This window comes from Nocardia sp. NPDC056541 (assembly GCF_042794235.1).
GTDB lineage: Bacteria > Actinomycetota > Actinomycetes > Mycobacteriales > Mycobacteriaceae > Nocardia.
This window is the reverse complement of sequence record NZ_JBHTUD010000004.1, coordinates 92,911-113,609: the sequence shown is the minus strand read 5'-3', so window position 1 is coordinate 113,609 and position 20,699 is coordinate 92,911. Positions and strand designations below refer to the sequence as shown.

Here is a 20,699-nt window from a genome sequence, read left to right as displayed (position 1 = left end):
TTGCCGGCCCGCCATCGCAGCAGTCCGGTATCGGCGCAGATCAGGCCGCGGGCACGGGTTTCGCGGTGCACGAATGTCAGCGGTGTGGTCGTTTCTCGGCGGCATCGAGTGCGGGGGCGAGTGGTGCGAGTCCGGCGCGGAGCAGCTCCGGTAACGCGCCGGATGGCACGACGAGTCCACTGCTCACGGGGGCCGGTTGGAGCCATCGTTCGAGGGTGACGCGAACCGCGGCGGTCACGCTGGCCGCGAGCACGCGGGCGGTGTGCGGGTCGATGTCGCCGAGGCGGGCCGCGATCGCGTCGGCGAGAGGATGTTCCATCGCGGTGGAGGTATGGACGAAGGCGTCACGCAGCGCGGGATGGCCGGCGATCAGGAGCAGCGCGTCACGACCCGATTCGTCCTGAGCGGTGTACTGATCCACGATCGCGTCGATGACGGCGTCGGCGAGCCGGGCGGCGGGCCGAGCTGCCACTGCCGCCGCGACCCGTGTTTCCCGTTCCGTGGTGATGGCAGCGACGATCGCCTGTTCTCGACTGGAGAAGTAGTTGTTGTAGGTCCTGGGTGAGACGCCGGCGGCCTCGGCGATGTCGTCCACGCGCACGTTGTCCGGCCCGCGCTCGAGCGCCAGCCGAAGTGCCGCCTCGCACAGCGCCTCCCGGGTGGCCCGCTTCTTCTGCTCGCGCAACCCTGCCCGTCGTGTCGTCACCGCTTCAGTATTCCATCGACTTTGCGCACACGCAAAATTGCGTGCACGCACTTTTGTCCTCTAGTCTGGCCTCCTCATCCCCGACCGACAGGAACCAGGTCGATGAGAGGCAGGGGCGGCACGATCTCCCGTGCGCGCGTCGACCTGGACGAAGTCGAGCGCGAGCTGCGCGTCTTTCCATCCCGATGAAGGAGAAATCACCGATGACCGTCGACGTTGTGATCAGCGGAGCCGGCCCGAACGGGCTGATGCTGGCCTGCGAGCTGAGCCTGGCCGGGATCCGGCCGATCGTGCTGGAGCGCCTACCCGAACCGAGCGAGGAACCGAAAGCCAACGGGCTGCTCGGCCAGGTCGTGCAACTGGTCGACAGGCGGGGTTTGTACGAGCGGCTCAGCGGCAGCCCGGCGCCGCCGCAACCGAACTCCACCTACTTCATGTTCGCCGCGATGGCCCTGGACCTGAGCCTGCTCGACGACAGCCCGGTCTTCGGGCTGGCGGCGCCGCAGCACCACATCGCACAGGTCCTGGAACAGCGTGCTGTCGAACTCGGCGCGGCGATCCGGCGCGGACACGAGGTCGTCGGCCTGGCACAAGACGACGACATGGTCACCGTAGACGTCGCGGGCCCGGACGGAACCTACCGCCTGCGGGCCCGCTATCTCGTCGGCGCGGACGGGGCGCACAGCGTCACCCGCACGCTGTCCGGCATCGGATTCCCCGGTGTCACCTACGACCGCGCGACCAGCCGGGCGGCGCACGCCACCGTCCCGGCCGACTGGGTGGACCCCACAACCGGCGTCCTGACTGTGCCCGGCTACGGGTCCGTCCAACCATTCCTGCCACTGCGCACCGAGCACGGGGGGTTCTCCTACGCGCCGTTCCCCGGTCATTCGCCGCTCATCAGCACCATCGAGTGGGACCAGCCCGAGACCGACGCTCCCATGAGCCTCGACGAGCTTCGGGCCAGCGTCGACCGTGTGCTCGCCGCCGACATCCCACTCGGTGCGCCCTCCGGCCAGGAACCGCACGTGCTGCGCCGGCTCAGCGGTGGCAACACCCGAATCGCCGACCGATTCCGAGACCGCCGCGTGTTCCTGATCGGCGACGCCGCCCACATCTACACTGCAGGAGGCGGCCCTGGGCTCAATCTCGGCCTGCAGGACGCGGCCAACCTCGGCTGGAAACTCGCCGCCGACATCCGCGGCAACGCCCCGACCGACCTACTCGACAGCTACGAGGCCGAACGTTGGCAAGCCGCCTCCCGCATGGTCACCTACGCCCAAGCACAATCCGCGCTGATCGCCCCGGGCAGCGACGTCACCGCCCTGCGCGAACTGTTCACCGAACTACTACGCGACCAGGACACCGTGCAGCGTCTCGCCGCCCTCACCGCGGGCGCCGACATTCGCTACGACACGGGCGGACCCGATACCCACCCGCTCATCGGCCGGTTCGCGCCGGACATGGAATTGACCACCCCGAACGGGACCGTCCGGCTGGCCGAGCTGACCAGGACTGCACGGCCACTGCTGCTCGACCTGACCGGGAACACGGGGTTGGCGGAAACGCTGCCCGAGTGGCACGACCAACTCGACATCGTCACCGCACGCCCCCAACCCGGATTGCCCACCGCCCTGCTCCTGCGCCCGGACTGCTATGTCGCATGGGCAACCGCATCCCCGTGCCCGGACAGCGCGGACCGACAGGCGCTCCGCACGGCACTGCAGCGCTGTTTCCGCCCCACGAACCCGCCGGCATCTGACCGTTGACGGGTCGATAGTCCCTCATCCGTCACGACGACATGAAATCACCGGTAGGTCAACACCGCTCGACGTTCCGCGCTCAGCGCCGGATCGGGTGGATCTGCTCCTCACCCCCCGGCGACGAGCTTGCCGAGAATGTCGCGCAGCGAAGCGCGCTCATCGTCGGTGAGTCGTCCGAAGAAATCGTCGGCGTCCTTCGTCCGGGCGGCGGTCAAGGTTGCGAGAGTCCGCTTGCCCAGCGCGGTCACCGCCACGAGAATCGCGCGGCGGTCGGTCGGGTCGGGCCGTCGCGTGACCAGATCAGCTTCCTCGAGCGCGTCCACCACTTCCGTGGCCGACCGGGCGCTGATCCGCAACGCGTCCGCGATGGCCGACAGCCGGAGACCGTCGTGCTCGCCGGCCACGCGGAGCGCGCGGGCCTGGTGTGGCGTCAGACCCATCGGCGCGTACGCCGCCGACCAGCGCCGACGGAGCGTCCTGGCGACCTGCATCAGGAGATCGCTCTCGTTGTCGGGCATAAACCCGCCTCTCGCTTTGTTTCCCCTACCAGATAGTGAGGTAACCTCAGCATAAACACAACCCAAGGGGGTTGCAGATGGAAGTGAAAGTCTCCGCCGGCGGCGGCCGCGCCCGCCGACCCGACCCGGCCGATCGCGCACAACTGCGCGAGTCCCCCGTGTCCCTGCGCCGGATCGCCGCGCTCTTCGCGCCGTACCGGCTTCAGCTCACCCTGCTGACCGTCCTGATCGTGGCGGGTTCGACGATCGGCCTCGCCTCGCCGTTCCTGCTGCGACTGGTGATCGATGACGCGCTCCCCCAGCAGAACGTCCCACTCCTGCTCTGGGCCGTGGGCGGCATGCTCGCCGTCACCGTGCTCACCGCCGTGCTCGGCGTAGGCCAGACACTCATCTCCACCACGGTCGGGCAGCAGGTGATGCATGTCCTGCGTGCCGACGTGTTCCGCCACCTACAGCGGCAGTCGCTGGCGTTCTTCACCCGCACCCGTAGCGGTGAGGTCCAGTCGCGCCTGATCAACGATGTCGGCGGCATGCAATCCGTGGTCACCAGCACCGCGACCGCCATCGCGAGCAATGTCACCACCGTGGTCGGCACCGCCGTCGCGATGGCCGTGCTGTCGTGGCGGTTGTCGCTGCTGTCGCTGGTGGTGCTGCCGCCGGCAATCTGGCTGACCCGGCGCGTAGCGCTGCTGCGACGCGACATCACCGCCCAGCGCCAACGTCACCTCGCCGATCTACACGGCCAGGTCGAGGAAGGACTCTCGGTGAGCGGCGTCCAGCTGGGCAAGACCCTCGGCACCGGTCCTCTCGCGTCCGCGCAGTTCGAGCAGACCTCGCATGACCTGGTCGGCCTCGAAGTGCGCTCACAGCTCGCGGGCCGCTGGCGGATGGCCACTATGAGCATCCTCTTCGCGGCCATCCCGGCGCTGCTCTACCTCGCCGCCGGTCTTCCGGCGACCAGCAGCGGCATGACGATCGGCACCCTGGTCGCCTTCACCACGTTGCAGGCAGGGTTGTTCAGGCCGCTGATGGCTCTGCTCAATGTGGGTGTCGAAGTCACCAGCTCGATGGCCTTGTTCAGCCGGATCTTCGGCTACCTGGACCTTCCGGTCGAGATCGATGAACCCACCCAGCCGGTCGACCTCGACCCACGCGATGTCGTGGGCGAAGTCCGGTTCGAGCATGTCAGCTTCCGCTACGACGCCGCGGGCCCCGATGTGCTCGATGACGTCTCGCTCGTCGTACCTCCCGGGTCGACGCTCGCTCTGGTCGGCGAGACCGGTTCCGGCAAGACCACCCTCGCCTCGCTCGTCGCGCGACTGCACGACGCGACCGGTGGCCGGGTGACCATCGACGGCGTCGACGTCCGTGACCTGGAGCTCGGCACCCTCGCTCGCATCGTCGGCGTGGTGTCGCAGGAGTCGTACCTGCTGCACACGACCATTCGTGAGAACCTTCGCTATGCCAAGCCCGGTGCGACCGATGCGGAGATCGAGCGCGCGGCCCGTGCCGCCCAGATCCACGAGCTGATCGCCTCACTGCCCCAGGGCTACGACACTGTGGTCGGGTCGCGCGGTCATCGGTTCTCCGGCGGTGAGAAGCAGCGGATCGCGCTGGCGCGCACCCTGTTGCGCGACCCGCGTGTGCTGGTACTCGACGAGGCGACGAGCGCCCTCGACAACGAGACCGAGCGTGCGGTGCAGGCAGCCATCGACGTGGTCGCCCAGGGCCGCACGGTCATCACGATCGCGCACCGGCTGAGCACCATCCGCGATGCCGACCAGATCGCGGTCCTGCACCATGGCCGGGTCGCCGAGCGTGGAAACCATCGGTCCCTGGTCGACGACGGAGGACGCTATGCCCGGCTCAACGGCGCCGCCGACGTCGTGGCGGCCTGATCGGTGCTGTGCCGTGGAATCTCGAATCAGCCTCCGCCCGATCGGGACCGTGGCCGCGATCGGGCGGTGACATGAGAAGCACTCGGCTCAGCAGTCTCGGTTCGCGGCCAGCGCCGCGAGCAGGTCCAGGTCGGCCAGAGCTTCGGCGTTCGCCCCGACCTCGCTGATCGTCGACATGGCTTCCTCGTACAGTTGCCTGGCCTGCAGCCGACTCCATTCCCGCCCGCCTGCGGCTTCGACCAGCTCGGCGGCACGGACCAATTCGGCGTCGTCGAGCGGCTTCTCACGGAGATAGAGGTCGGCGAGGGCGCCCGCTTCCGGGGTGTTCGAGCGCAGTGCGAACACCACCGGCAACGACTTCTTGCGGCTGCGCAGGTCGGAGAACACCGATTTGCCGGTGACGCTGGGGTCGCCCCAGATGCCGAGCAGGTCGTCGGTGTGCTGGAAGGCACGGCCCAAGCGCCTGCCGAAGTCTTGCAGCCGCAACAGCTCACCGGAGTCCGCGTTTGCGAACAGGCCCCCGAGTGCGGCCGAACACCCGAACAGCGCCCCGGTCTTCTGGTCGACCATGGTGAAGCACTCCTCGAGCTCGACATCGGTGCGCCGCTCGAATCCAAGGTCCGCGCACTGCCCCTCGACGAGGTGCAGCACCGAGCGGCTCATCAGATTCGTCGCTTCGACGATCGGTGTGTCCGGCTCCGCGGCGAGCAGGGAATACGCCTGGGCCACCAGCGCGTCGCCGGCGAGGATGGCAGGCCCGATCCCGAACGCGGTCCACGCCGTCGGCCGGTGCCGTCGGGTGGTGTCTCGGTCCATCACGTCGTCGTGCAGCAACGAGAAGTTGTGCACCAGTTCGACCGCGACGGCCGCGCGCACGGCATCTCCCACGTCGCCGCCGGTCAACCGCGCGGCCGAGAGAACCAGGGCGGGGCGAATGGCCTTGCCGCCGTCGTGACGTTCCGGTCGCCCGGTCTTGTCCCACCAGCCGAAGTGGTAGCCAACGATCGTGCGGACCGTGGCAGGCATCATCTGCACGGTGGCATGCAGGGTGGCCGCGCAGGTCTCCCGACATTGATCGAGGACGTCGGCGGCCGTGCGCGAGCTGTGCGCAACAGCGGGTGTGGGCACCGGGATCGGTGTGGTCGCGACATCCGGGGTGCTCATCGATTCACCTGCACTTCGGTCAGCGCGCCGAGTGCGTCCGGAACGAGCACTGCCGCAGCATGATTGGCGCTGATGAGGTAGGAGGCGATGGCGCGGTCGTCGATGCCGGTGAAGCGGACGTTGACGCCCGGCTCGACTTCGTCGGGCAGACCGGTCTGGCGCAGGCCGATCACCCCGTCATCCGATTCACCGGTCCGCATCGCCAAGATCGTGCTGGTTCCGCTCGGTGAGATCGGGATCTTGTCCGAGGGCAGCAGCGGCACATTGCGCCACGCGTGCACCCGTCTTCCCTCGATTTCGGTGTGATCGGGATAGACGCCCTGGGCTGTACATTCGTGGCCGAACTGGGCGATGACGCGGGGGTGGGCGAGGAAGAACGCGGTCTTGCGACGGCGGGCCAGCAAGCGATCGAGGTCCTCGGGTGTCGGGCGGCCGGTGGCCGAACACAACCGCTGACTCGGGTCGACGTTGTGCAGCAGACCGTAGTCGTGGTGGGTCAGCAGGTCGCGTTCCTGGCGTTCCCGCAACGCCGCGATCGACAGGCGCAGCTGCTGGTCGAGCTGGTTCATCGGCTTGTTGTAGAGGTCGGTGACCCGGGTGTGCACGCGCAGCAGCAGTTGCGCGATGCTGAGCTCGAGTTCGCGTGGTTGCTGGTCGTAGTCGACGTAGGTCCCGGGCAGCGTCGGCTCACCCTGCTGGCCCGACAGCAGTCCGATCGCCGCCTGACCGTATTTGTCGGCACCGCTTCGTTCGGCGGCGACCGCGGCGCCGAGGCCGGCGACATGGGCGGCGAGGCGCGGTTCACGGGCACACAGGGCGTCGAACACGGCGCGCGGCAACGCCAGAACCGTGCAGGCGGTGTTCGCGGTCGCCGTGTGCTCCCAAATAGCCTGCCCGCCAAGGAGTGTGGAGGCACCGAGATGGCTGCCGTCGTCGAGCACGTCCAGCTGTACCTGCTGACCGTAGTCGCCGGGGCCGGAGAGCACGACCCGGCCGTGGGCGAGCACATAGGCCGCGTCGATTTCGTTGCCGAACTCGCAGATCGTCTCCCCCGCCGCGAACTCCTGCTGGGTGAACAGGTGGGCGATCTCGCGCAATGTGTCGTCGTCGTCGAAATCGCGCAGCGCTCGCAATTCGCGCAGTTCGGCGGGGACCACCTGGTACCGGCCGTTGGCCAGCGTGCAGGTGACGTAGCCGTCCCCGACGGTGTAGGTCAGGCGCCGGTTGACCCGGTAGGTTCCGCCGTCGACCTCGACCCAGGGCAGCATGCGCAGGAGCCAGCGGGACGTGATCCCCTGCATCTGCGGAACAGATTTGGTGGTGGTCGACAGTGTGCGGGCGGCGGCGACACCGAGCGCTGTCGGTGGGTTCTGGGCGGTGCTGGTCACAAGGAGGTCCTTCCCGGCGAGGTGGCATGGGTGGCGACGGATCCGACTCGGGGTCGAACCCGGGCGGCGGCGGTGCCGATGCCCGAGGGTCCCCACGTGTGGACCGGGCGGGCGGCGGTTCGCGGTTGCTGGCCGACCGGGCGGCGCAAGTTCTCGGGGCGGTAGCGGCTGGTGCCGCGATGCCAGTGCAGGATGCCCGCGATCCAATCACGCAGTTCGTCGATGTAGCTGGTCAGCGCCGCGCGAGCGGTGTCGTCGAGCCGGTGGTGTTCGAACAGGACGGGCAATTCGTCGTCGACGAGTCGCTGGAACTGCCGCATTCTGGCCCGCATCAGGTCATCGACGACGGTGGCGGCGACGTCGCGGTCGCAATCGAAGAACGACTCGACCACCAGAATCGCGTTGTGCAGTTCGGATTCGTATTCGATTTCCTTTTGGTAGGAGTAGAAGTCGTTGATCAAACAGCCGTAGTCCTGTGCGGCGTGTTCGATGCCGCGCATGGTGGTGGATTCGAACACCGCATCGGGGATCAGACCGCCGCGGGCGATCTTCGACAGGGCGATCGTCAGATCCGAGCCGAAGGTGCGGCGGCGCATCTCCAGGTAGTCGACGGGATCGGGGACGCGATGCTGGATGTGGTTGGCCAGCTCCCACAACCAGCTTTCGGTCATGGATTCCACCGCTTGCCGGAAGGTGCGCCGAGCCGTCGGCGACATCGGCCCCGCCGTGCGCGACCACAGGTCCACCAACGACCGTTCCAGCGGGTTGACCGGTGTATCAACAGGTTTCAGGTCCAGCGGCATGAACGTCGACAGTCTGGCATTGCAGGCTTTCGCGCCGGCCATCGCGGCGGAGCCCTGGGTGGGAGGGAAGACAGTAGGAAAATAGTCGTCGCCCCAGGTCCCCCAGGTGAGCCATTCGGCCGACAGCGTGAGCACGTCGACATCGGCGTCGGGGTCCAAACCAGCTGAGCACAGCGCGAAATCGAATCCGGCCGTATCCTCGCGAGTCCACAGCTGCCGCCCACCGAGCTCTGGCAGCGGATCGTGGAATCCGACCTGTTGCGCCCAGTCGATACTGGCCGAGCGTGCCACGGGCAGGTGCGGTGACAGACTCAACTCGAACGGCACGTCGAAGTCCGGCAGCGGCAATTGCCCGGTGCGGCGCAACGGAGTCCGGGTGTGGCTGCGCGCGCCGCCCGGCCCGGCGAGACCTTTCCAGAACCCGGGTCTGGCCAGTTCGGTGCCGATTCCCGCGGGACCGAACGACATCGGTCCCGTCGCCGCGGAGCCGTTCATGTACCGATTGGACCGCAGGTGCCATTCGTGGCCACCGGACTGCCAGTCCTGCAGACCGTGCGCGTACGACAGCGCAGCCGCGCACTGCACCGCGTCCAGCCCGTGCTCGTCGAACAGCAGCGGCAGCTCGGTGAGCACGGTGTTCTCGAACTGGTGGATCCGCGAGGTGAGCTGGTCGTTGACGATGTCGGCGGCCTGCTGTGGCGAACAGTCGAAGAACCGCTCTACCACCAGGACTCCGTTGTTCACCTCGCCTTCTTCCTCGGTCTCGCGCTGATACGAGAAGATGTCGTTGCGTAAGTGCACGGCATCGGAGAACGTGTCCTTGAGCACGCGCATCGGCCGGGTGCCGACGATGGCTTCGGGAATTTCGACGCCGCGGGCGTACTCCACCAGATCGGCCGACCACGGTGCGCCGCCGACCCTGCGACGCATCTCGATGTAGTCGATGGGGTTGGGAATCCGGGCGGTATTGATATTGCCGATCTCCCAGACACAGTCGAGCAGCAGGTTCCGGGTGCTTTCGCGGAACCGTTCGCGCCAGCATTCCGACATCGACGACACCGTCCGGGTCCAGAGGTCGGCGAGACCGCGTTCGTCGGGGTTGGTCGGCTCGGGCATCGCGGCACCGTCGGGCGGCATGAACGTGGCCAGACGGTCGAGATACCGCCGTGCACCGTCCATGTCACCGGTGCGTTTGAACGCGTCGAGGAAGTGGTCGTCGAAATAGAAGACCCAGGTGTACCAGTCGGTGACGGTGTCGAGCACCGGTGCGCCGGCTTCTGGATGCGTGTAGGCGCACAGACCGGCGTAGTCCATGCCGTCGAAACTCGGCTCGTCCCACACCACATCGCCACCGACGGTGTCGCCGAGCATTCCCATCTCGTAGGCCCACTGTTTGGTATGTGCCCGTGCTTGTTCCACGTGCGCGTTCAGCCGCGCGGGATGAGCGACGTAGAACTCGGGCAGCTCGAAGGGCTGCACGATGTCAGCCCTCGGCGCCGAGCTGCACGTTCTCGAGGATCGCGAGGGCATCGGGCACCAGCACCGCACCCGAGTAGTAGGTGCTGACCAGGTAGGAGATGATCGCTTTGTCGTCGATGCCCATGAAGCGCACGTTCAGTCCGGGCTCGTACTCGTCGGGAATTCCGGTCTGGCGCAAGCCGATCACGCCCTGTGACGATTCACCGGTGCGCATCAGCATGATCGAGGTGGTACGGCCGGCCGAGGTGCCGATCTTGTTGCACGGCAGGATCGGTACCCCGCGCCACGAGGGCACCCGATGTCCGTTCAGCTCAGTGCTCGTCGGATAGATGCCGCGGCGGTTGCATTCGGCGCCGAAGGCGGCGATGGCCTTCGGATTGGCCAGGAAGAACGCGGGCTCCTTCCAGACCAGGGCGAGCAATTCGTCCATGTCGTCCGGTGTCGGAGCCCCGGTGCGAGTACTGATCCGCTGCTGCGGTGCGGCATTGTGCAGCAATCCGAAGTCTCGGTTGTTGACCATCTCGTCTTCCTGCCGCTCGCGCAGGGCTTCGATGGTCAGCCGCAGCTGCTGTTCGATCTGGTCCATCGGCTTGTTGTAGAGGTCAGCGACGCGGCTGTGGACCCGCAGCACGGTCTGGGCGATGCTCAACTCGTATTCACGCGGGGACAGGTCGTAATCGACGAAGGTGCCCTGCAACTGCGGTTCGCCCTCGTGACCGGAGGCGAGCTCGATCGAACTCTCGCCGTAGGGGTTGGCCCGCTCGTCGGTGACGGCGCCGTCGAGCTGGGCCGCCCGCACGTGTTCGCGCAATCCTTCGATCCGTGCGCTGACCTCGGCCAGCGCACGGTCGGTGAGGACCAGGCAGGTACACGCGGTCACCGCTTTGACGGTGAAGTCCCACGGCTGCGCGTCGGCGCCGAGGATTCGTTCACCGATGAACCGGCCGTCGGTCATGATCTCGAGGACGGTCGACTCCCCGTAGGCACCGGTGCCGAGCTTGTCGGCCTTGCCGTGGGCGAGGACCACCAGCTCTTCGGCCGGTCGGCCTGCTTCGGCGATGATGTCGCCGGGCGCGTACTGGCGTTCGACAAAGGAGTCCGCCACCGTCTGCAGGGCGGCATCGTCGGTGTAGTCACGCAGATAGCGCAGTTCACGCAGGTCGGGTGCGAGGACCCGCGCCTGGCCCGCGGTGTCGTAGCAGGTGATCAAACCGTCGCCGACGGTGTAGGTGAGGCGGCGGTTGACGCGGTACACACCACCGTCGGCCTGCACCCAGGGCAGCAGTTTCAGCAGCCACCGCGAGGTGATGCCTTGCATCTGCGGCACGGATTTGGTGGTGGTTGCGAGGTTGCGCGCGGCGACGGTGCTGAGGCTCAGCTGGGCGGCGGCGATGGTTCCAGAGAATGGTTCAGCCAGTTCAGTCATGAGTTCTTCCTGCTTCGAGAGACATGGGAGAAACGAGATGACACACCACGGGGAGTGAACGAATCAGTTATCCACCGGCTATCGATTGTGGCAGAAGCGACTGTAGCGGATCGTGCGCGATCTACGGAGCAAAATGGCTCGAAATCTGTTGTGCGAGAAGTGCTTTCGTAGCTCCTTCACGATTCTCGCGCGTACCCGTAGCCAGGTTGGATCAGCCCTCGTGGCATTGCCACGAGGACGCTGCATGTCTACTTCAGTGACTCATGAGCGCCTCATCGCCGCCCTCCCCGCACCCGCGCTTCCGATGACCAGCAGCAGGGCGGTGAGCGCCCAGCGTCGCTGTTCGACCGCCACCGGCTGGGCAACCACCGCCTCCGGCTCCTTCTCCGGCGGCGAGACAAACCTCACCGGCGTGGGGACCGGGACGGGTGGACTCGGCGGCGGTTCCACGGGTGACGGAATCGGGGCCGGCGGGGGGCTGACCGACACGCTCGGCGGTGGCGGAGGAGGTTCCGGTGGAGGTGACGGTTCAGGGATAGGCGGCACAGTCGGCTGCGGGGCCGGGACCGAGGGAGGTGGCGGTGGTACAGGCAGCGGCTTCGGCGGCGCGGGAGCAGGTAACGGGAACGGCGGAGGTGCCGGAGCAGGCAACGGGAGCGGACGCGGGGCCTGCGGAACCGGCGCTTCCCGTCCATCGAACGGGCGGGCCGGAGCGGGCAATTCCAGACCACCGCGAGGCGGTACCGGCACCTGAACAGTCGGCCGCTCGAACGAAGGAACGGCCGGCTTCTCGAACGGCCTTCTCGGCGTGGTCGTCTCCGGTAGATCGGGCCGGTCGCCCTGACCGGGGAGCCTGGGTTCCACGAACGGCCGCCGGGTGACCTCCGGTTCCTCGTACCACGGCACCGACCGAGGAAGCTGGCCGGTCGTCGCGAGAGGCGGCGGTACGCGTAGCGTCTCCGCGGGTTCCGGTGGGGCGGTGATCAACGTCCCGATTCGCGGCATGTTTCGCGGTACGACGACGCTCGGTGGCTCGATCGACGGTGATACCGGACCTGGAACCGCACCGACCGATCCGGGCGCGAACAGGCCCACCCCCGCCAGTGCGGCAGCCCAGATCCCTCTCCGCACAGTCTTTTTCACCTCAGTTGCACCAGCACGGCATCGAAGGCCGTCGGTGCGACAGCCGCCGCTCTGCCATAGGGGTTCTGTAGCTCGAAGATGGTGAAGATCATGAACGTCACCACCGCCGCGAAGCTGGCCACCACCACGATGTGAATGCGCGCGCTGGTGCCCGAGAACAGCAGTGACAAACCCACCGACAGAATCGCGCCGAGCGCCAGCGCCAGCCACATCATCGGCGACAGCGCGCTGCCCGCGGCCTCGATCCTGGCTTGCCTTGCCTCGTAGACCTCCCACAGCCGATCGGCTGCCGCGATCTGACGCGAACGTTGCCATTCGTCGGTGGCGGGACTGGCCGCAATGCTGGTACGCACCGCCGACAACTGGTTCCACGCCCTGTCATCGACACTCCCACCGGAGCTCATGGCGGGCCATTCGACCTCGATCACCTGGCCGGTATAGGAGTGAACAGCCCTGGTGACGGTGCTGCGGGCCGGCTCGGACAACGCGTCGCCCGCCCACTGCAAGGCGAGCAGCCGGTCTGCCTCGTCCGATGCCGCCTTCGCCGCACCGGCGTTGGTGTCGAGCACGCCGATGAGCAGGAACGACGCGAGCACCACCTGCAGTCCGCCGACGAGCGTGAACACCTGCCCCACCGACTCGTTGGTGGCCTCTCCGTCGCGCCCCTTGCCGCGCCTGCGCAGCAGGTAGGCGGCGGTTCCGGCCAGTCCTGCGGCGACGATCACCCACAGCAGTGCTTCCCACAGCATGTCTCAGTAGTCCTTTGTCGTCGAGGTGAGCGAGGAATGCGCGCGAGCAGGGAGGACACGATGAGGAATCCTGCGACCGTTGAACGCGGAATAGCAAGGGAGCCAACGGTGTCGAGGTTAGGCCGCAGGCAGGAGTGCCGCAATAACCAGGCAAACCATCGACGAGCGCCCCCGATGGCTACCGGATGACCGAAATCGGCAGGCGGGAACCGCCTTCGAGGCAGTCGAGAGCACGGCCCGCGCAACCCGTCCTGGCACGACATCCCGGCGAACCTGGCACGGAATGCGAGTGTCGTCCACGAGGTGACACCGAGATCCGATAGACCGTACTATGTCAGCGAATTACGCTGTTATCCTTGGTTTTTCGAGAGCAACTCCCATTGTCGACAGGTGCAGGCAACCGGCGACGGATCCGCGTCCTACCCGTTTCCGGCGACCGCGCACCCCCAGCGCGGAGGTGGAATATGCACAGCGAGGCGGACGCGGACAGGATCGAGACCGGAGGGCGAACCGAGCGCGGCGAGCAGCACTCCGACCGAACGGAGGCCTTTCCGAGGGTCACAGTGCCAGAGAAGTCCGTTTTGTTCGAATTGGGGCAATCGGCGAGCGAATTGATTCGACCGGCAACTGTGTGCCCCTTGGAGCGACCGGGCCCCGCCGCCGACCAGGGTGTGGCCCTCCGCGGGACGCCCGATTTGCAGCGGGTGGCGTTCGGCTGCCGCCTGCGCGCCCGGGAGGATTTCGCTGCCACGCTGTGGACCTCGAGCACCGGGTCGGTGCTGGTCGCCCGGCTGCGATCCTCGGACATCACCGCCGAGCGCGGCGCCGGCGTCGGCGACGACCACTACAGCCAATACCTGCAACTGGGTTTGGTGCTGGCCGGGCGGGCCACGCTCGAGCAACGAGGCCACCGATCGACCGCGGTGGCCGGTGAGGCTTTCGCGGTGTGCCTCGACAGCCCGTTCCGGTCGACCCTCGCGCGCTGCGAGGCTCCGGCCACCGATGTGCTGTACCTCTACCTACCGGTCGATTCGCTGACCGCGTGGGGACTGGACGCGGCCGCGGCAGGCGGCTGGTCCTGGCCGCTGTCGCGCGCGGCGGTGTCGGCCTTGATGTTCGGCCGTGATATCGCCTGTGGTGCAACAAGTCCCGACCATCTGCGAATTGTGGCTCGCATCGACGAGATCTTGTTCCGGGCGGCGATAGTCGCGCTGCTCGAACGCGATCTCACGGATGCGACGAGGGAGCTGACAACCGAGGATGTGCTGCGTCGCCGCGCGGCCGACTTCATCGACCGGAATTTCGCGGACCCGGCAGTGAATCCCGATGCGGTCGCGGTCCGGCTGCACGTGAGCAGGCGGACCCTGTTCCGGGCGTTCGAACTCCAGGGCCTGTCCGTGGGGCGGCTCATCCGCACCCGCAGGCTGGCTGCCGCGGCGAGCGCGCTCAGCGATGACACCCGTGGCCTGCGCGACATTGCCGACAGCTGCGGTTTCCGCACGGTCGATCAACTCTCCCGAGCATTCCGCGCCAAGTACGGGGTCACCCCGGCCGCCTACCGCGCCGCGCGGCGCAAGGACGCCATGGCCGGATAGTGACTCCGGTAGCTCCACGTCCGACGACGGCTGTGGCACCTGAAGTATTGGAAGACAACCGATCTCGACCGAGGTGATCAAGAGCTCGGCGGCGGCACATCGGCGCCGAGCACCTCCCGGCCGATCTCACCGGCCAGCACCTCGGTCGAGTACGCCATGAGCTGCCCCGCTTCGGCGTCGCGCAGGTGCCGCTGAATGGGCGACTGACGCAGATACCCCGATGCTCCACCCACGCGCACACCCAACTGGGCGACGTCCACTGCCACCTTGTTCGCGAGATACTTCGCCCGCGACAGGGTGGAGAAGAAGGCGGGGCTCGCGCTGTCGGCCTCGCGCAGACCCTGGTCGTAGAGGGCGTGGGCGGCAGCGAGGCGTACCTGTACGTCGGCGACCTCGTGCTGCACCCACTGTTGCTCGGCCAGCGGATTGCCCAGGATCATCCGCGACCGGGCGTGCGCGACCAACGCGGCGAGCGCCGCGTCGGCGATGCCGAGGGAGATGGCGGGCAACCCGGCCGGGATCACCGCGAAATCACCCGGTCCCGGTGCACGACCACGGTATTCGGCGCGCAACACGGTGTTGTCGAAGGCCAGCAGTTGACTGCGGGTCGCGCGCAAACCGAGGGTGTCCCAGATCGGGATGATCGATACGGACTCGTCCGGTACCACCCCGAAGAACGTCGGTGCCCCCGAAACCAGCGCGTTCACGAGCAGGTAGTCCGCGATCTCGCTACCGGAGACGAACCGTTTCGCGCCGGTGAGCGACCAGCCGCCCACCACGGGTTCGGCCACCTGCTGTGGTTGCAGAAACCGGTTCCCGCTGCCCGGCTCGGACAACGCGTTGGCGAACCGTTTACCCGCGAGGAACTCCTCGGCGAAGAACGACCCCGCCGAATCCCCGGTCAACTCGGCCAGTGCGACGCCCGCACCAGCGTGCATCACCCAGATCGTCGCGATGGACGGATCGGCCTTCGCCAGAATCCGCACCACTGTCCCGAACGACTGATAGCTCGATCCGAGCCCACCCAGCCGCCGAGGCAACACCGCCCGATCAACCCCGGCATCGTGCAGTGCGGTCAGCTCGGCGACCGGAATCTCGGCCCGCTCGTCATAGCCGGCCGCGTCGGCGGCAAACCCCACCGCCAGTTCGGCCACCCGATCCAGGATCTCCTGTTCGCCCACCCCTCGCGACGACCCGACCTGCGCGCTGCTCACGAATTACCCTCCGCTCACAAGGAATTCGATCGCCGCTATACCTGCGGAGATCATCCGACCAGAATACGCAGCGCGCCGGGCTGGAAGAAGCCGCCGAAGGCATGTCCACGACCGTCCTCAACACCTCCGGTCGGCGCGAAGTGCCACGACGATGGGATTCTTGTCCAGTGTCAGATCAGAACGTGTCGGTGGACCGGAGTCCCATGGGAAAATGGGCACAACAATCGACGATCCGATAGCTCAGCTGCTCGGGCAAACGGCGATGGTCGCTGTCATGCTGTCTCTCTGATCGGATGGATTCCCTCCGACCTCCCTATGATCTGCGATCGCGCAGTAATCACTGACGCCCTCGGCGTTCGCAAGGCGGTGCGGCTCGCCTCGACCGGTTGACCGGTCGAGGCGAGCCTTCCCCGTGCACCCACGCGCCGCCGCCACGTCGCGGGGGCAGGATCCATCCTAGGCGCTGTAGCCTCTCGCACAGCGATGCCGCGCCCATTCCCGATCGCTCCGGGGATCGAATCCCCTGCGCACCTCAATGGCAAGTGACACAAGCCCTTTGCCTACATTCCGCACAACCGGGACCGCGATCTCGACAAAAGTCACGGTCCATCAGTCGGGATCCGCGGCCGGGCGGTAGGCGCGGACGACGAGGTGGGCGGCCTCGGTGCAGATCGTTGCGGCGTCGGCGGCACGCAGTGGGATCGTGCCGTACATCGAGGCGTGCAGACCCTGTTGGACGAGCAGTGAGACGAACTGCCGGGCGGCGGTCGACGAATCGTCGACATCGAGCTCACCTCGTTCACTGCGGCGACGCAGCAGGTCGGCGATCTGCGTGACGAGCTGTTTCGGTTCGCCGTCCGCGCAGGCAGGGCGCAGCGACGGGATGCGGGCGACCTCGCTGATGACCAGGCGGCGCAGCGCGGAGGCGCGCTCGTCGAGCAGGACGCGCAGGACGAGGTGGCCGATCTCGACGAGAGCGGTGGTGGCATCGAGATCGTCGGCCTGATCCGCGCCGGTGATGTCTGTGCCGAAGTTCGCGGCGACACGGCTGCGTTCGTCGTCCACGGCGGCCAGGAACAGGGTCTGTTTGTCGCCGAAGTGGTTGTAGGCGGTTTGTTTCGCCACGCCGGCCCGTTCAGCGATCACGTCGAGGGTCGCCCGCTCGTAGCCGTCTCGCAGGAACGTATCGATCGCGGCATCGAGGATTGCTCGACGTTTACCCGGGTCGCCGCCGGGTGGGCGGCCACCGGATCCACTCGAGCGTATGGCCGATGTCGACATGTCCGTCTGCGCCTTTCATGGTGAGTGACCCGCGTCACCAACAGTACGGGTGGACGAGTCAGTCTATCTACTATTTACTGGACTGGACCGACTAGTCTAATCAACTCACCCTGGAGGGTTTCATGGCGGCGACGGTATCGACCGAGCAGCTGGCACTGGACGCGGAAGCGCAGGACTTGTTGTTCCGCACCGCCCGCACGGCCAACACCTTCACCGACGAGCCGGTGACCGACGAACAGTTCCGCGCCATCTACGAACTCGTGAAATTCGGGCCGACCTCCATGAACCAGCAACCCCTTCGCGGCGTCCTCGTGCGCTCCTACCAGGCGAGGTCACGCCTGGTCGAGGCCATGACAGATCGCAACAAGGACAAGACCGCGCAGGCGCCACTGGCAGTCGTGCTCGGGGCCGACCTCGATTTCCACGACGAGCTGCCCAAACTGGTTCCCTTCATGGAGAACCCGCAGAACGTCTTCGCCGACCCGGCGGTGCGCGAGAAGTCGGCCACGTTCAACGCGGCGTTGCAGCTGGCGTACCTGATCATCGGAATCCGGGCCGCGGGTCTCGCGGCAGGCCCGATGGTCGGATTCGACGCCGACGCCATCGCCCGGGAGTTCTTCCCCGACGGCAGGCACGCACCGCTGTGCGTCATCAACATCGGCAAGCCAGGCCCGGACGCCTGGATGGGCCGCCTTCCCCGGCTGGAGTACGACGAGGTCTTCGGCACTGCCTGAACATCGCGGTTCGCCGCACGTCTGATCAGTGGTTAGGTGAAAATGACTGCTACATCGATTCTTTCGACGGTGCCTGTACCGCATGCGGTACGCGACGCCGAGTCGGTACCACAAATTCTCCTGCACGCCGCGCGCCATCATCCGACCAGCGGCACGACCTATTTGCAACGCACCGCCGACGCACCCGCGGTTCGGGTCCATCGTTCCCATCCACAACTGCTCGACGACGCCTTGCGGCTGACCGGCGCACTGCGCGACCAAGGGCTGCGACCACAGTCGAAAGTCGTTCTCCTGCTCGATGATCACGAAGACTTCGTCACCGTGCTGTGGGCTTGTTTCCTCGGCGGGTTCGTCCCGTGTCCCATGGTCGCCCAGCCCGCCGACCCGACGCGCTGGGCGAGCGCACTGCGCCATGTCGACGAACTGCTCGAAGGCCCACTGGTGGTGACATCGCTCGCGATGCGCGACACCATGCCCGCCGTGTCAGGACTGGCGCCGGTGACGGTGGAATTCCTGCGGACGGGCGAACACCCACCGTTTGTGCACCACGCGAGCAGCGACGACCTCGCGCTGCTGGTCCTCACCTCCGGATCCACCGGAAACGCCAAAGCGGTGTCACTCACCCATGCCAACCTGCTCAGCTCCATGGCCGGCAAGTCGGCGGTGCAGCACCTCACCCCGGCCGATACCACCTTCAACTGGATCTCGTTCGATCACGTCGCGGCGCTGCTGGAAACACATCTGCTTCCGCTGTATTCCGGAGCGCAGCAGATCCATGCTCCGAGCGAGATCGTCGCCGACGACCCGATGCAGTTCCTGCGGATCATCTCCCGCCACCGGGTGACCATGACCTTCACACCGAATTTCCTACTGGGCCAGTTGAATTCGTTGTTCGAACCAGAAAGCGACAGCGACCTGCTCGATCTGACCTGCCTGCGCCACATCGTGAGCGGTGGCGAAGCCAATGTGGTCGCGACGGGTCAGACGTTCTTGCAGACCTTCGCCGCCTGCGGCCTGCACGACGCCGCGTTGTGGCCCGCGTTCGGGATGACCGAGACCTGCGCGGGCAGCATCTACAATCGCGATTTCCCCAGTGCCGACACCGGGCAGGAGTTCGCCGCTGTCGGGCATCCGGTGCCCCGATTGCAGCTGCGGGTCGCCGACGACGAAGACCTGTCACTACCCGACGGTGCGACCGGCGAGGTGCAACTGCTCGGCCCGATGGTCACTCACGGCTACTTCAACAATGCGGACGCCACCCGCGAGGCTTTCACCGCCGACGGCTGGTTCCGCACGGGCGATCTCGGGCGGCTGGCCGACGGCAGGCTCACGCTCGTCGGGCGCAGCAAGGACAGCATCATCGTCAACGGCGTCAACTATTTCAGCCACGAGATCGAAACGGCGATCGAGGAACTCGACGGCATCTCCCCCGGCTATGTCGCCGCGTTCCCGACGCGGCGCCCCGGCAGCGACACCGAACAGCTCGTGATCGCCATCCACGCCGAGACCGGGGCCGACGAAGCCGGTCTGCATCGCCTGCTGACCGCGGTGCGTTCCACGGTCGTGTTGCTGTGCGGGTTCCGGCCCGGATTCATCCTGCCGCTGGACAAGGCGGACTTTCCCAAGACGAGTCTGGGTAAGACCTTGCGGCCACGCATGCGGCAACGGCTCGAATCGGGTGGCTACGACCAGGTCATCGCCGACACCGCGGCTGTCACAACCCGTCAGCTCGGCGGATATTCGGCACCGGAGGGCAACACCGAGTCGATCCTGACCGGTGTCTACGCGGAGCTGTTCGATCTTCCGGTCACCGAAATCAGTGTCACGGCCAGCTTTTTCGATCTGGGTGGCACCTCGCTCGACATCCTTCGATTGCAGCAGCAGATCGCGCGCCGCTTCGAGGTGGCGACCCTGCCGATCATCGCCATCCTGACCGCCCCGTCGGTGCGGGAGCTGGCCGCCATCGTCGACGGCGGCGGCGACGGACCGCGCCGATACGATCCGATCGTGGCGTTGCAGACCAGTGGCGACAAAACGCCGCTGTTCTGTGTCCACCCCGGCGTCGGCGAAGTCCTGGTCTTCGTCAACCTGGCGAAGTACTTCGTCGGCGATCGGCCGTTCTACGCGCTGCGCGCCCGCGGATTCAACAGCGGTGAGGAGCCGTTCCACACCTTCGACGAGATGGTCGATGTCTATCTCGATGCCATCCGCCGACGGCAACCGCACGGACCGTATGCCCTCGCCGGTTACTCCTTCGGTGCCGCGGTGGCTTTCGAGATCGCCAAGCGACTCGAGGCCGAGGGTGAGCGGGTCGATTTCCTCGGCAGCTTCAACCTGCCACCGCATATCAAGTACCGGATGGACGAGCTGGACTTCACCGAGACCGCGGCGAATCTGGCGATGTTCCTCGACCTGATCAGCAAGCGGCAGGCCGCCGAATTGCCCGCCGAGCTGCGCGCACTGCCCAAGAGCCGGCAGCTCGCACGCCTGATCGAGCTCGCCCCACCCGAACGGATCGCCGAACTCGATCTGGACCTGACGAAGTTCACGGCATGGGCCGAGCTCGCCGACGGTCTCACCGGCCTGGGCCGCACGTATTCGCCCAGTGGTGCCGTGCGCTCGATGAGCGTGTTCTGCGCGGTTCCCCTGCGCGGCACCAAACAAGACTGGATCGACAACGAACTCAGCCGGTGGGACGAGTTCACCACTGAACCCAACCGCTACATCGACGTCCCCGGCGAGCACTACACGCTGATGGGGCCACGGCACGTCACCGCGTTCCAGTCCGTTCTGCGCAAGGAACTCGACCGGGCACTCGCCGACGCCGACCGATAGGGA

The 20,699-nt window shown here is 66.9% G+C and carries 14 protein-coding genes; 5 read left to right on the top strand and 9 right to left on the bottom strand.

Annotation, left to right across the window (positions count from 1 at the left end; translation table 11 throughout):
• Window positions 1-76 precede the first annotated feature (76 nt).
• On the bottom strand, window positions 77-706 hold the full coding sequence (locus ACFQ9R_RS08270) for a TetR/AcrR family transcriptional regulator (protein WP_378989648.1): 630 nt from the start codon (window positions 704-706) through the stop codon (window positions 77-79).
• A gap of 203 nt (window positions 707-909) precedes the next feature.
• Here ACFQ9R_RS08270 and ACFQ9R_RS08265 point away from each other — a divergent pair, with 203 nt between their 5' ends.
• Complete coding sequence (locus ACFQ9R_RS08265) at window positions 910-2,475, top strand: FAD-dependent monooxygenase (RefSeq protein ID WP_378989647.1); 1,566 nt, start codon at window positions 910-912, stop codon at window positions 2,473-2,475.
• 101 nt (window positions 2,476-2,576) lie between these two features.
• Here the strand turns inward: ACFQ9R_RS08265 and ACFQ9R_RS08260 are convergent, their stop codons facing one another.
• Window positions 2,577-2,987, bottom strand: a complete 411-nt coding sequence (locus ACFQ9R_RS08260; RefSeq protein ID WP_378989646.1) for a MarR family winged helix-turn-helix transcriptional regulator — start codon at window positions 2,985-2,987, stop codon at window positions 2,577-2,579.
• 77 nt (window positions 2,988-3,064) lie between these two features.
• On the opposite strand from ACFQ9R_RS08260, the gene ACFQ9R_RS08255 reads away from it, so the two are divergent.
• Complete coding sequence (locus tag ACFQ9R_RS08255) at window positions 3,065-4,885, top strand: ABC transporter ATP-binding protein (RefSeq protein WP_378989644.1); 1,821 nt, start codon at window positions 3,065-3,067, stop codon at window positions 4,883-4,885.
• Between the two features lie 87 nt (window positions 4,886-4,972).
• Here the strand turns inward: ACFQ9R_RS08255 and ACFQ9R_RS08250 are convergent, their stop codons facing one another.
• From ACFQ9R_RS08250 to ACFQ9R_RS08230, 5 genes are all read right to left on the bottom strand, one after another.
• Window positions 4,973-6,049 carry a family 2 encapsulin nanocompartment cargo protein polyprenyl transferase gene (locus ACFQ9R_RS08250; RefSeq protein WP_378989642.1) on the bottom strand — a complete coding sequence of 359 codons (1,077 nt, stop codon included), beginning with the start codon at window positions 6,047-6,049 and terminating at the stop codon, window positions 4,973-4,975.
• Window positions 6,046-7,437, bottom strand: a complete 1,392-nt coding sequence (locus ACFQ9R_RS08245; protein WP_378989641.1) for a family 2B encapsulin nanocompartment shell protein — start codon at window positions 7,435-7,437, stop codon at window positions 6,046-6,048. The genes ACFQ9R_RS08250 and ACFQ9R_RS08245 overlap by 4 nt, the downstream gene beginning before the upstream one ends.
• A complete protein-coding gene (locus ACFQ9R_RS08240) occupies window positions 7,434-9,719 on the bottom strand; it encodes a germacradienol/geosmin synthase (RefSeq protein WP_378989640.1) in 2,286 nt (761 codons plus the stop codon). The genes ACFQ9R_RS08245 and ACFQ9R_RS08240 overlap by 4 nt, the downstream gene beginning before the upstream one ends.
• A gap of 4 nt (window positions 9,720-9,723) precedes the next feature.
• The gene (locus tag ACFQ9R_RS08235; RefSeq protein WP_378989639.1) at window positions 9,724-11,145 is read right to left on the bottom strand and encodes a family 2B encapsulin nanocompartment shell protein; all 1,422 of its coding nucleotides are present in this window, start codon (window positions 11,143-11,145) and stop codon (window positions 9,724-9,726) included.
• Window positions 11,146-12,284: 1,139 nt separating this feature from the next.
• Window positions 12,285-13,037: a hypothetical protein gene (locus ACFQ9R_RS08230; RefSeq protein WP_378989638.1), complete on the bottom strand. Its 753-nt coding sequence runs from the start codon at window positions 13,035-13,037 to the stop codon at window positions 12,285-12,287.
• A 638-nt stretch (window positions 13,038-13,675) separates the two neighbouring features.
• Between ACFQ9R_RS08230 and ACFQ9R_RS08225 the strand changes: the two genes are divergently transcribed.
• The gene (locus ACFQ9R_RS08225; RefSeq protein ID WP_378989637.1) at window positions 13,676-14,632 is read left to right on the top strand and encodes a helix-turn-helix domain-containing protein; all 957 of its coding nucleotides are present in this window, start codon (window positions 13,676-13,678) and stop codon (window positions 14,630-14,632) included.
• 77 nt (window positions 14,633-14,709) lie between these two features.
• Here the strand turns inward: ACFQ9R_RS08225 and ACFQ9R_RS08220 are convergent, their stop codons facing one another.
• The gene (locus ACFQ9R_RS08220) at window positions 14,710-15,846 is read right to left on the bottom strand and encodes an acyl-CoA dehydrogenase family protein (RefSeq protein WP_378989636.1); all 1,137 of its coding nucleotides are present in this window, start codon (window positions 15,844-15,846) and stop codon (window positions 14,710-14,712) included.
• 609 nt (window positions 15,847-16,455) lie between these two features.
• The gene (locus ACFQ9R_RS08215) at window positions 16,456-17,127 is read right to left on the bottom strand and encodes a TetR/AcrR family transcriptional regulator (RefSeq protein ID WP_378989634.1); all 672 of its coding nucleotides are present in this window, start codon (window positions 17,125-17,127) and stop codon (window positions 16,456-16,458) included.
• Window positions 17,128-17,249: 122 nt separating this feature from the next.
• Between ACFQ9R_RS08215 and ACFQ9R_RS08210 the strand changes: the two genes are divergently transcribed.
• Window positions 17,250-17,861, top strand: coding sequence for a malonic semialdehyde reductase (locus ACFQ9R_RS08210; protein WP_378989633.1), 612 nt, complete (start codon window positions 17,250-17,252; stop codon window positions 17,859-17,861).
• 69 nt (window positions 17,862-17,930) lie between these two features.
• Window positions 17,931-20,696: an AMP-binding protein gene (locus tag ACFQ9R_RS08205; RefSeq protein WP_378989632.1), complete on the top strand. Its 2,766-nt coding sequence runs from the start codon at window positions 17,931-17,933 to the stop codon at window positions 20,694-20,696.
• The last annotated feature ends 3 nt before the right edge of the window (window positions 20,697-20,699 follow it).